10 protein-coding genes, 1 tRNA gene and 1 other RNA gene are annotated in these 11,523 nt (G+C 55.7%); 11 read left to right on the top strand and 1 reads right to left on the bottom strand.

What is annotated here, in order from left to right; translation table 11 throughout:
• The first annotated feature begins 52 nt into the window (after window positions 1–52).
• On the top strand, window positions 53–349 hold the full coding sequence (locus C1Y42_RS20510) for an HTH-type transcriptional regulator (RefSeq protein ID WP_021507026.1): 297 nt from the start codon (window positions 53–55) through the stop codon (window positions 347–349).
• A 46-nt stretch (window positions 350–395) separates the two neighbouring features.
• On the opposite strand, the gene C1Y42_RS20505 is transcribed toward C1Y42_RS20510, so the two are convergent.
• Window positions 396–989 (bottom strand): HD domain-containing protein, encoded by a 594-nt coding sequence (locus C1Y42_RS20505; protein ID WP_021507025.1) that lies wholly within the window; start codon window positions 987–989, stop codon window positions 396–398.
• A 60-nt stretch (window positions 990–1,049) separates the two neighbouring features.
• Between C1Y42_RS20505 and C1Y42_RS20500 the strand changes: the two genes are divergently transcribed.
• The 10 genes from C1Y42_RS20500 to dppF all read left to right on the top strand — a co-directional run bounded on the left by C1Y42_RS20500 (window position 1,050) and on the right by dppF (window position 11,150).
• Complete coding sequence (locus C1Y42_RS20500) at window positions 1,050–1,514, top strand: MarR family winged helix-turn-helix transcriptional regulator (protein ID WP_010616544.1); 465 nt, start codon at window positions 1,050–1,052, stop codon at window positions 1,512–1,514.
• Between the two features lie 96 nt (window positions 1,515–1,610).
• On the top strand, window positions 1,611–2,039 hold the full coding sequence (locus C1Y42_RS20495; RefSeq protein ID WP_021507024.1) for an organic hydroperoxide resistance protein: 429 nt from the start codon (window positions 1,611–1,613) through the stop codon (window positions 2,037–2,039).
• A 270-nt stretch (window positions 2,040–2,309) separates the two neighbouring features.
• Window positions 2,310–4,004: a kdo(2)-lipid A phosphoethanolamine 7''-transferase gene (gene eptB / locus C1Y42_RS20490; protein WP_104094238.1), complete on the top strand. Its 1,695-nt coding sequence runs from the start codon at window positions 2,310–2,312 to the stop codon at window positions 4,002–4,004.
• A 124-nt stretch (window positions 4,005–4,128) separates the two neighbouring features.
• A tRNA-Pro gene (locus tag C1Y42_RS20485) sits at window positions 4,129–4,205 on the top strand.
• Between the two features lie 35 nt (window positions 4,206–4,240).
• Window positions 4,241–4,370: non-coding RNA, RtT sRNA (locus tag C1Y42_RS20480), on the top strand.
• 993 nt (window positions 4,371–5,363) lie between these two features.
• Complete coding sequence (dppA, locus tag C1Y42_RS20475; RefSeq protein ID WP_021507022.1) at window positions 5,364–6,974, top strand: dipeptide ABC transporter periplasmic-binding protein DppA; 1,611 nt, start codon at window positions 5,364–5,366, stop codon at window positions 6,972–6,974.
• A gap of 245 nt (window positions 6,975–7,219) precedes the next feature.
• Complete coding sequence (gene dppB, locus C1Y42_RS20470; RefSeq protein ID WP_021507021.1) at window positions 7,220–8,239, top strand: dipeptide ABC transporter permease DppB; 1,020 nt, start codon at window positions 7,220–7,222, stop codon at window positions 8,237–8,239.
• A gap of 9 nt (window positions 8,240–8,248) precedes the next feature.
• Window positions 8,249–9,151 carry a dipeptide ABC transporter permease DppC gene (dppC, locus tag C1Y42_RS20465; RefSeq protein WP_021507020.1) on the top strand — a complete coding sequence of 301 codons (903 nt, stop codon included), beginning with the start codon at window positions 8,249–8,251 and terminating at the stop codon, window positions 9,149–9,151.
• 12 nt (window positions 9,152–9,163) lie between these two features.
• Window positions 9,164–10,150, top strand: coding sequence for a dipeptide ABC transporter ATP-binding protein (dppD, locus tag C1Y42_RS20460; RefSeq protein WP_021507019.1), 987 nt, complete (start codon window positions 9,164–9,166; stop codon window positions 10,148–10,150).
• Window positions 10,140–11,150, top strand: coding sequence for a dipeptide ABC transporter ATP-binding subunit DppF (gene dppF, locus C1Y42_RS20455; protein ID WP_021507018.1), 1,011 nt, complete (start codon window positions 10,140–10,142; stop codon window positions 11,148–11,150). The genes dppD and dppF overlap by 11 nt, the downstream gene beginning before the upstream one ends.
• Window positions 11,151–11,523 lie beyond the last annotated feature (373 nt).

Below are 11,523 nucleotides of genomic sequence, written 5' to 3'. Positions count from 1 at the left end.
CGCTTACCTCTCTACTTTCACGTGCTTCATAGTGAGTTTTAAGGAGTTCTCTATGGAAATAAAAGATCCAATGGTCGAATTACTCAGCAGTCTTGAGCAAATTGTTTTGACACGTGATGCACAGACTCCCGTATCAGAAATTGCACTCAATACCGTTTCCGTTCCCGAACCGCAGCGTTTACGCGAGATGACCGGCATGCAGGTGGATGAATTCGCCCGCGTGATGGGGGTGAGCGTCTCGTCAGTAAAAAGCTGGGAAGCGCAACGTACGCGCCCATCCGCCACGGCTCGCAAACTGATGAAACTGCTGCAGGCCAATCCGTATCTGGGCCGACAGCTGCTGGAATAACGCCGACTATCGGTTCTCTGTGACCCGCCTGCACGGCGGGTTTTTTTCAGCTTAAGCCACCGTATTTCGCCGCCTGTTTGACAAACCAGCTCTCCGGCACGCTGTACGGCGGTTTTGCCAGCTGCGCGATGCCCTGTTCAATGATGTGATTCGCCTGCTGCCACAAACGCCGATCGCCCTGCTGTAACAGCTGAATCTGAATCTGTTTCTCGACCAGGTAAACCCGGGCAAAGTTGGGATCGAACTGCACGATGGCACGGGTGTTATCGATGATATCGGCCAGCTTGATGGTTTGCGCCTCGGGCGAGGCTTCGGCAGTGTGGCGAAAGTGTGCCAGCTTACGGGCGGTACGGTTTTTCGCCTGCGGCTGGGCGCTGTCGGTAAGCATGTCCACCAGGTGTGCAACGCGCGCACCAAAGTGTTCTTCAATATCCTGTAAGGTACTGGCGGTGTCCTCCACCGTGTCGTGCAGCCAGGCGGCAGCGATCATCGCTTCGTCATCGCTTACGCTGCGCACCAGCTCCGCGACGGCAGCCGGATGCACAATATAGGGTTCGTCGGTGTATTTGCGACGCTGGCCCGCATCGGCATGTGCCTGAGTGGCATAACGGCGCGCCTGCTCTTCCAGTGAATCACGCATCTTCACACTCCAGGAAAAAGTTGCTTGCAATTATCTAGCGCGCTATCTATATTGAGTCGCATGAACAGTAATCAAGATGACAAAAAAGTGAAGCCTGCGCCACTCCAGCTTGATCAGCATCTGTGTTTCGCGCTCTATTCGGCGAACCTGGCGATGCATAAAGTCTATCGTCAACTGCTGGCGGCGCTGGAGATCACCTATCCGCAATATCTGGTGATGCTGGTGCTGTGGCATCAGGATGATCTGACGGTATCGGAGATTGGTGAAAAGCTGTTTCTCGATTCGGCCACCCTGACGCCACTGCTGAAACGACTGGAGAGCGCTGGTCTGCTGCGCCGCCAGCGTTCGCGTCAGGATGAGCGCCAGGTCGTGGTCACGCTGACCGACCAGGGGCGCGCGCTGCAGGAAAAAGCCGCCAGCATTCCGGAAGCGGTACAGTGTGCGACCGCCTGCGATACCGACACTATGGCGGCGCTGAAACAGCAGCTGGACGATCTGCGCGGCAACCTGAATCGCGCCACCTGAGCATCAGGGATGTCGCTGCGGCGGCATCCTGAGAGTGAAGTTTTCCCTTGTGCCTTATAAATAGCACGCGATTGTATAGCGAATAGTGAGGTTATGATGTCTTTAGAAAAAGTGATTTACACCGCCAAAGCCAAAGCAACCGGTGGCCGCGATGGCCGCGCCACCTCGTCTGATAACGTGCTGGACGTGAAGCTGGGCGTGCCAAAAGAGATGGGCGGCGCGGGCGGCGAGGTGACGAACCCGGAGCAGCTGTTTGCTGCCGGCTACTCTGCCTGCTTCCTCGGCGCGATGAAATTTGTCGCCGGCCGCGACAAAATCGCCATGCCAAAAGACGCGTGGATTGAGGGCGAAGTGGGGATTGGTCCTATCCCCACCGGTTTTGGCATTGAAGCAAAACTGAATATCCATCTGCCAGAGATGGACGCGGCGGAAGCGCAGAAGCTGGTTGATGCGGCACACATTGTTTGTCCGTACTCAAATGCGACGCGCGGCAACATCGACGTGACGCTGAATATCATCAACTAAGTTGATGCATGCATAAAAGGCTCCTGCGGGAGCCTTTTTTTATCACGAACACCATCCCGCATCCCATCGAACTAAAGAATTTTCTGGTCTTACCATTGGTTAAATGTTCTACTGCTGCGCTCCGTGCATCATCGTAATTATTTGGGTTCAGATTCGTCCCGATCCTACTCGCCAGGTCACGCTTTTCTGCTACGCAAGCGAACCTTACGCTCTTTGCACAGTCACATTTACGGTTGAAGCATCGACACCAGGTCGGGAACAGAAATTTATATGAATTACATTAAAAGTTTAACGCAGCAAAAGTTGTCGCTTTTGCTGGCGCTCTATCTTGGCATCTTATTGAATTTGCCAATCTTTTATCGCCGTTTTGACGGCTTCTTAACGAAATCCACCGTCACCAACTGGTTATCCGCCGCGGCGGAAGTGACCGCGGCCGTACTGCTGACCTTCTTCCTGATGCGACTGCTGTCGCTGGGTGGCAAATGGTTTTATCGCGTGATCGCCAGCCTGCTGGTGGTGATTTCGGTGGCCGCCGCCTATTACATGGCGTTCTTTAACGTGGTGATCGGTTACGGCATCGTGGCGTCGGTCATGACCACCGATGTCGATCTCTCTAAAGAGGTTATCGGGCTGCACTTTGTGCTGTGGATGGTGCTGGTGAGCGCACTGCCGCTGCTGCTGATCTGGCGCAATAACCTGAGCCTGACGCTGATTGAACAGCTGAAAACCCCCGGTCAGCGCCTGAAACCTACAGTGATCCTGCTGCTGAGCGTAGCGCTGGTATGGCTGCCGATTCGCTACTTCGACAAGCTGCAAAAAGCCAATGAAGAGCTCACCAATATCGATCTGCCAAGCTATGGCGGCGTAGTGGCGCACTCTTATCTGCCTTCGAACTGGATCGCGGCGCTGGGCCTGTTCGCCTGGACTAAGGTGGACGAGAAGCTGGACAGCCAGGAGTTGCTCGATCCGGCGAAGAAGTTTACCTATGTGGCGCCGCCTGGCATTGACGATACCTATGTAGTGTTTGTGATTGGCGAGACCACGCGCTGGGATCACATGGGCATGCTGGGCTATAACCGCGATACCACGCCGAAGCTGTCGAAAGAGAAGAATCTGGTGGCATTCCGCGGTGAATCCTGTGATACCGCCACCAAGCTGTCGCTGCGCTGCATGTTTGTGCGCGAGGGCGGCACGATGGATAACCCTGGCCGTACGCTGAAAGAGCAGAACATTTTTGCGGTGATGAAAGAGCTGGGCTTCACCTCCGAGCTGTTCGCCATGCAGAGCGAAGTGTGGTTCTACGACAACGCCGATGTGAATAACTTCTCGTTCCGCGAGCAGATTGGTTCTGAGAAGCGCAATCAGGGCAAAGCGGTGGACGATATGCTGCTGGTGCCGGAACTGCAGGCTTCACTGCAGCGCTTCCCGAAAGGCAAGCATCTGGTGGTGTTGCACACGAAAGGTTCGCACTATCTCTATTCGCAGCGTTATCCGCGCGAGTTTGCCCGCTATCAGCCTGAGTGTATTGGCGTGGACGATAAGTGCAGCAAAGCCCAGCTGATTAACGCCTATGACAACTCGATTCTGTATGTTGATACCATGCTGGACAGCGTGCTGGATCAGCTGCGTGATAAGAAAGCGATTGTGTTCTATGCCGCCGACCACGGCGAGTCGATCAGCGAAAATATGCACCTGCACGGTACGCCGCGCGAGATGGCGCCGCCGGAGCAGTTCCGCGTGCCGATGATTGTCTGGGCGTCCGATAAGTATTTGCAGGACCCGACTAACCGCAGCAACTTTGAGCGCTTACAGGCGCAGCAGCGCGTCGGCAAAACCCATCGTCACGTTGAGCTGTTCGACACCATTTTAGGGTGTCTGGGTTATACCTCGCCGGATGGCGGTATTAAAGCAGCGAATAACTGGTGCCAGGCACCTGCCACTGCCAGCAGTGCGAAAGCGCTGTAATTCGTGCCTGGATCTTATTGAGCAGGCAGGTGTTTAAGGCACTGCTTGCTTTCCAGGCAATCAGGCGGATTTTCGGGAAAAGGGATTGACGCTCTAAAGTCACGGCAGTAATATTCGCCCCCATCGGCGAGTAGCGCAGCTTGGTAGCGCAACTGGTTTGGGACCAGTGGGTCGGAGGTTCGAATCCTCTCTCGCCGACCATATTCGAAAAGCCCGCTTTGCAAAAAGCGGGCTTTTTTCGTTCGCAGCAAAAGAGGATGAGAACCTCCGAAGGAGGTTTGAGCCGAGCGAAGCGAGACAACGTTGCGTCAGCAACGGCCCGCAGGGCGCTTCTCGCAGAGAAGCGTAATCCTCTCTCGCCGACCATCATTTAAGAAACCTGCTTTGCAAAAAGCAGGTTTTTTTTCGTCTGTCGTTTTTGCAGTTTCAGGGTGAAATACGGGACCGCTCCGTAAAGACGCTGTCTCGTCCCTGATCGCTCGGCACACGCCATCCATGGCGTGTGACGCTTTACTCCACGGCCCCGCATTCCACCCTTTATCCGGCTTCGGCGATGGCTGAAGGTTTACTGACTGCCGTTTAGCGTGGCATGACTGATTGCAGCGGTACATATGCCAAAAGGGAAGGGAAGGCCATCAGGAGAGCAAAGCGTCCGCCGCATGGATGCGGCGGTCGAGGCTACAGGGATGTATTTACGCCGCCTTTGCGATCTGATGACCTTCCCTGAACCAGACTCACATCCCGGCAGCGATCAAGCAAAGTCATCAATTTACGCGTTCCATTAATCATCACCGGGATAAACGGTATTATCCTTCAACACCGCTCTTCATCCCTTGCTGCATCAAAGCACCTCTCTTAATTCGCGACACATTCTGCTTATGACCGGCTTTTGCTTTTTGCTGATTTCTTATGCCATTACGCCAGCATATTTCGCTGCCTGAACGTCATAACGCACGGGGAATCGTTCAGATATTCAACATTTACCGACAACTTTAAGACGTTTTTTAACGGTGATAATCACTGTCATCAGGCGCTATTGCCAGAGAATCACACGGCATTGCGCGCTTTATCACCTTTTTAAATTTTGGCTTAGCGTGCAAACACTGTTTTTTATCGTTGCTTGCACTTACTCACACTCTGTGTAAATAACCCCACGTTGTATTGACGTTCATTGCAACTGTTGACAAATTGATGCGTCAATAAGATGCAGAGACGGCCAGCGCTGGCAGGTTCCACGGCGTCAGCGCTACAACAATAACCGCTCGCATTTTGGTCATTACATAACTGACCTGCCCGAACCGCATAAAAAAATCAGAGGTCGGGCGACGCACACAACATCACATCACAATGGAGCAAAACATGATCAACTCCCTGGCCAAATCCAGGATGCTGAAGGTCGGTCTTAGCCTGATTGCTATGACCGTGGCCGCGGGCGTTCAGGCGAAAACCCTCGTTTACTGTTCAGAAGGTTCGCCGGAAGGCTTCAACCCGCAGCTGTTCACATCCGGCACCACTTACGATGCCAGCTCAGTACCGATCTACAACCGTCTGGTTGAATTCAAAACCGGTACCACTGAGCTGCAGCCGGGCCTGGCAGAAAAATGGGACGTCAGCGAAGATGGTAAAACCTATACCTTCCATCTGCGTCATGGCGTGAAGTGGCAAACCACCAAAGACTTCAAGCCGACCCGCACCTTCAACGCTGATGACGTCGTGTTCTCCTTCGAGCGCCAGCTCGATAAAAACAACAAGTACCATGGTGTCTCTGGCGGCAGCTACGAATACTTCGAAGGCATGGACATGCCGAAGCTGATCGCCAAAATCGAAAAAGTGGATGACTACACCGTACGCTTCACGCTGACCCGTCCGGAAGCGCCGTTCCTCGCCGACCTTGGCATGGACTTCGCATCAATCCTGTCGAAAGAGTACGCCGACAACATGCTGAAAGCCGGCACGCCAGAAAAACTGGACCTCAATCCGGTGGGTACCGGTCCGTTCGTGCTGCAGCAGTACCAGAAAGACTCACGTATTCTGTACAAAGCCAACCCGGACTTCTGGGGCACCAAGCCAAAAATCGATCGCCTGGTGTTCTCCATCACGCCAGATGCTTCAGTGCGCTACGCCAAACTGCAAAAAGGCGAGTGTCAGGTGATGCCGTATCCCAACCCGGCTGATATCGCCAGCATGAAGAAAGACACCAAAATCAACCTGATGGAACAGCCAGGGCTGAACGTCGGTTACCTGTCTTTCAACACCGAGAAAAAACCGCTGGATAACGTCAAAGTGCGTCAGGCACTGACCATGGCGGTGAACAAACAAGCGATCATTGATGCGGTCTATCAGGGCGCCGGTCAGGCAGCGAAAAACCTGATCCCACCAACCATGTGGGGCTACAACAATGACGTCAAAGACTACGCTTACGATCCGGCCAAAGCCAAAGAGCTGCTGAAAGAAGCGGGCATGCCGGATGGCTTCAGCATTGACCTGTGGGCGATGCCGGTACAGCGTCCGTACAACCCGAACGCCCGTCGCATGGCGGAAATGGTTCAGGCTGACTGGGCGAAAATCGGCGTGAAAGCCAAAATCGTTACCTTCGAGTGGGGCGAGTACCTGAAGCGTGCTAAAGCCGGTGAACACCAGACCGTGATGATGGGCTGGACCGGTGATAACGGGGATCCGGATAACTTCTTCGCCACCCTGTTCAGCTGCGCGGCAGCGAAAGACGGTTCCAACTACTCACGCTGGTGCTACAAGCCGTTTGAAGATCTGATTCAGCCAGCGCGTGCTGAAGCCGATCACAACAAACGTATTGAGCTCTATAAGCAGGCGCAGGTGGTGATGCACGACCAGGCGCCAGCACTGATCATCGCGCACTCAACCGTGTACGAGCCAGTGAGCAAGAAAGTGAGTGGCTATGTGGTTGATCCATTAGGTAAACATCACTTCGAAAACGTCGACATCCAGGAATAACCTTTCGGATTATCGCGGTCAGGGCCAGCATGGCTGGCCCTCGGGCGGCACCTTCGCCGCCCGTACTCCGCACTTTATTTCCGGCTAATTTCTTATAAACCCTCAATACCTTGCGCTGATGCAGCGTGAAGTATGACGGGGATTTTGAAGCGCTTCTTGCGTCGCGTCCGGCTATGCCGGCTGCGGATTGTGAGCAATGTAGTCCATGGCGTTAGCGCCACGGAAAATGACTGAGAATCCGGCTTATGCTGCAATTCATACTCCGACGTCTGGGCCTTGTCATCCCGACGTTCATCGGTATTACATTATTGACCTTTGCCTTCGTTCACCTGATCCCCGGCGACCCGGTGCTGATCATGGCCGGTGAACGCGGCATCTCCCCCGAACGTCATGCGCAGCTGATGGCCCAGTTTGGTCTCGATCAGCCGATGTGGAAACAGTACATCACTTACATCAACGGCGTGCTGCATGGCGACCTCGGCATCTCGCTGAAAAGCCGCATCCCGGTGTGGGATGAGTTCGTGCCGCGCTTTAAAGCCACGCTTGAGCTGGGCATTTGCGCCATGATCTTCGCCGTTGCCGTGGGTATTCCGGTCGGCGTGCTGGCGGCGGTGAAACGCGGCTCAATTTTCGATCACACCGCCGTGGGCATCTCGCTGACCGGCTACTCAATGCCGATCTTCTGGTGGGGCATCATGCTGATCATGCTGGTGTCGGTGCAGCTCAACCTGACGCCGGTCTCCGGCCGCGTCAGCGACACCATCTTCCTTGACGACAGCCATCCGCTCACCGGCTTTATGCTGATTGATACGCTGCTGTGGGGCGAAGAGGGTGATTTCAAAGATGCGGTGATGCACATGATCCTGCCGGCCATCGTGCTGGGCACCATTCCGCTGGCGGTGATTGTGCGTATGACGCGCTCCTCGATGCTGGAAGTGCTGGGTGAAGATTACATCCGCACCGCGCGCGCCAAAGGCCTGACGCGCATGCGCGTGATCGTGGTGCATGCGCTGCGTAACGCCATGCTGCCGGTGGTCACGGTGATCGGTCTGCAGGTGGGCACGCTGCTGGCGGGCGCCATCCTCACCGAAACCATCTTCTCCTGGCCGGGACTCGGCCGCTGGCTGATCGAAGCACTGCAGCGCCGTGATTATCCGGTGGTGCAGGGCGGCGTGCTGCTGGTGGCAATCCTGATCATTCTGGTCAACCTGCTGGTTGATTTGTTGTACGGCGTGGTGAATCCGCGCATCCGTCATAAGAAATAAGGGGGAATCATGTCTGCTGTTGATCCCGCAAGCGTCACCGCTGCACCGAAGCCGATGACCCCGATTCAGGAATTCTGGCACTATTTTAAACGTAACAAAGGCGCGGTTATCGGCCTGGTTTACATCATTCTGATGCTGCTGATCGCCATCTTCGCCGATGTGCTGGCACCGCATGCCCCGGCTGAGCAGTTCCGCGATGCGCTGTTGCACCCGCCGGTGTGGCAGGAGGGCGGCAGCTGGAAATTTATTCTGGGCACCGATGACGTCGGCCGTGACATCCTGTCGCGCCTGATGTTTGGTGCGCGCCTGTCGCTGCTGGTGGGCTGCATGGTGGTGGTGCTGTCGCTGATTCTGGGGGTGATTTTCGGTCTGATGGCCGGTTATCTCGGCGGCGTGGTGGATGCAGTGATCATGCGCCTCGTCGATATCATGCTGGCGCTGCCAAGCCTGCTGCTGGCGCTGGTGCTGGTGGCCATCTTTGGCCCGTCGATTGTCAACGCCTCGCTGGCGATCACCTTCGTCGCGCTGCCGCACTACATTCGCCTGACGCGCGCAGCGGTGCTGGTGGAAGTCAATCGCGACTACGTAACCGCCTCCAGCGTGGCCGGTGCCGGTACGCTGCGCCAGATGTTCATCAATATTCTGCCTAACTGCCTGGCACCGCTGATCGTGCAGGCGTCGTTAGGTTTCTCCAACGCCATCCTGGATATGGCCGCGTTGGGCTTTCTCGGTATGGGGGCGCAGCCGCCGACGCCGGAGTGGGGCACCATGCTCTCCGACGTGTTGCAGTATGCGCAGAGTGCCTGGTGGGTCGTGACCTTCCCCGGAGTGGTCATCCTGCTGACGGTTCTGGCCTTTAACCTCATGGGCGATGGTTTGCGTGATGCACTCGACCCGAAACTCAAGCAGTAAAGAGGCACCGAGATGGCGTTATTAAATGTAGAAAAACTGTCGGTGCATTTCGGCGACGAAAAGGCACCGTTCCGTGCGGTTGACCGCATCAGCTACCAGGTAGAACAGGGCCAGGTCGTCGGGATTGTCGGCGAGTCCGGCTCCGGTAAATCGGTCAGCTCGCTGGCGATCATGGGGCTGATTGACTATCCCGGCCGCGTGAAAGCGGAGAAGCTGGAGTTCAATCAGCGCGACCTGCAGCGCATCTCCGAAAAAGAGCGCCGCCAGCTGGTGGGCGCAGAAGTGGCGATGATCTTCCAGGACCCGATGACCAGCCTCAACCCGTGTTACACCGTGGGCTACCAGATCATGGAAGCGCTGAAGGTGCATCAGGGCGGCAGCAAGCGCACGCGGCGTCAGCGTGCCATCGACCTGCTGGAGCAGGTGGGCATTCCCGATCCGGCGTCGCGGCTTGATGTCTATCCGCATCAGCTGTCTGGCGGCATGAGCCAGCGCGTGATGATCGCCATGGCCATTGCCTGTAAGCCGAAGCTGCTGATTGCCGATGAGCCAACCACGGCGCTCGACGTAACCATTCAGGCGCAAATCATCGAACTGCTGCTGGAGTTACAGAAGCAGGAGAACATGGCGCTGATCCTGATTACGCACGATCTGGCGCTGGTGGCCGAAGCGGCGCAGCACATCATCGTGATGTACGCCGGTCAGGTGGTGGAAAGCGGCAAAGCGGTGGATATCTTCAAAGCGCCGCGTCACCCGTATACGCAGGCGCTGCTGCGTGCGCTGCCGGAGTTTGCCGCCGACAAAGCGCGGCTGGCGTCGCTGCCGGGCGTGGTACCGGGCAAGTATGACCGCCCTAACGGCTGTCTGCTCAATCCGCGCTGCCCGTACGTGACCGACCGCTGCCGTACTGAAGAACCTGAGCTGCGCGATATTCCGGGCCGCCAGTCCAAATGTCACTTCCCACTGGATGATGCCGGGAGACCGACTTATGAGTCTTGATAACACGAAGCAGGATTACCTGCTGCAGGCGATTGACCTGAAAAAACACTATCCGGTGAAAAAGGGTCTGTTCGGCCAGGAGCGCCTGGTGAAGGCGCTGGACGGCGTCTCCTTTAACCTCGAGCGTGGCAAAACGCTGGCGGTGGTGGGCGAATCCGGCTGCGGTAAATCCACGCTGGGTCGCCTGCTGACAATGATTGAAACGCCGACCGCCGGCGAGTTGTACTGGCACGGGCAGGATCTGCTGAAACACGATCCGCAGGCGCAAAAGCTGCGCCGGCAGAAAATCCAGATTGTGTTCCAGAACCCGTATGGCTCGCTCAATCCGCGTAAGAAAATCAGCCAGATTCTGGAAGAGCCGCTGGTGATCAATACCGCGCTGAGCAAAGCGGAACGGCGGGAAAAAACGCTGGAGATGATGGCTAAAGTGGGCCTGAAAACTGAGCACTACGATCGCTATCCGCACATGTTCTCCGGCGGTCAGCGCCAGCGTATCGCTATTGCACGCGGCCTGATGCTCGATCCCGACGTGCTGATTGCCGATGAGCCGGTCTCGGCGCTCGACGTCTCGGTGCGCGCTCAGGTGCTCAACCTGATGATGGATTTACAGCAGGATCTCGGCCTGTCCTATGTGTTCATCTCGCATGACCTGTCGGTGGTGGAGCACATCGCCGACGAGGTGATGGTGATGTACCTCGGACGCTGTGTGGAAAAGGGCAGCAAAGAGGCGATCTTCAGCAACCCGCGCCATCCGTATACTCAGGCGCTGCTGTCGGCCACGCCACGCCTCAATCCGGACGAACGCCGCGAGCGCATCAAACTGACCGGTGAGCTGCCGAGCCCGCTGAATCCGCCGCCGGGTTGTGCGTTCAACGCACGCTGCCGCCGTCGTTTCGGTACCTGCGTGCAGCTGCAGCCGAAACTGAAGCAGTATGGTGAGCAGCAAATCGCCTGCTTCGCCGTCGACCAGGATGAGAATCAGCCGGTGGCGACGCCGTAATTACGGCCAGCCAGTGCGAAAGGCTCCTGCGGGAGCCTTTGTTATTGGTGGCCTGATACATGAGTAAAATTAACCTGACGTGTCTTAATCGCCTGCGATGGCAGAAATGTATTACGCGACTGAATCTTTAAATCGCTGGTCCTGAACCACAGCGAAAAGGTTAAGGCAAATTCTGAATCCGTGCCGCATTGTGTGAGCGCCGTCACGGCCAGAGATAACTGCACATTTCAATAGTAAGTTGTTTATTATCAGTGTATTAGCTTAATTATCTTCCGGCTGCTATTTCCGTTAATCGATTTTTATTAATCCTGCTCAATTAATCAGTGCATGCTTTTTGCATCTGTATATTTTCAATCTTTCAGATAAAACTCTT

This window comes from Pantoea sp. ICBG 985 (genome assembly GCF_002928365.1).
Taxonomy (GTDB): domain Bacteria; phylum Pseudomonadota; class Gammaproteobacteria; order Enterobacterales; family Enterobacteriaceae; genus Pantoea; species Pantoea dispersa.
Note: the sequence above shows the minus strand (reverse complement) of the source record. Positions and strands in the feature narration are given on the sequence as shown.

Excerpts from the sequence above, each read along its gene's own strand:
- dppF (WP_021507018.1), top strand. The coding sequence starts at position 10,140 with ATGAGTCTTGATAACACGAAGCAGGATTACCTGCTGCAGGCGATTGAC.
- C1Y42_RS20505 (WP_021507025.1), bottom strand. The coding sequence starts at position 989 with ATGCGTGATTCACTGGAAGAGCAGGCGCGCCGTTATGCCACTCAGGCA.
- eptB (WP_104094238.1), top strand. The coding sequence starts at position 2,310 with ATGAATTACATTAAAAGTTTAACGCAGCAAAAGTTGTCGCTTTTGCTG.
- C1Y42_RS20495 (WP_021507024.1), top strand. The coding sequence starts at position 1,611 with ATGTCTTTAGAAAAAGTGATTTACACCGCCAAAGCCAAAGCAACCGGT.
- dppA (WP_021507022.1), top strand. The coding sequence starts at position 5,364 with ATGATCAACTCCCTGGCCAAATCCAGGATGCTGAAGGTCGGTCTTAGC.
- dppB (WP_021507021.1), top strand. The coding sequence starts at position 7,220 with ATGCTGCAATTCATACTCCGACGTCTGGGCCTTGTCATCCCGACGTTC.
- dppD (WP_021507019.1), top strand. The coding sequence starts at position 9,164 with ATGGCGTTATTAAATGTAGAAAAACTGTCGGTGCATTTCGGCGACGAA.
- C1Y42_RS20510 (WP_021507026.1), top strand. The coding sequence starts at position 53 with ATGGAAATAAAAGATCCAATGGTCGAATTACTCAGCAGTCTTGAGCAA.
- dppC (WP_021507020.1), top strand. The coding sequence starts at position 8,249 with ATGTCTGCTGTTGATCCCGCAAGCGTCACCGCTGCACCGAAGCCGATG.
- C1Y42_RS20500 (WP_010616544.1), top strand. The coding sequence starts at position 1,050 with ATGAACAGTAATCAAGATGACAAAAAAGTGAAGCCTGCGCCACTCCAG.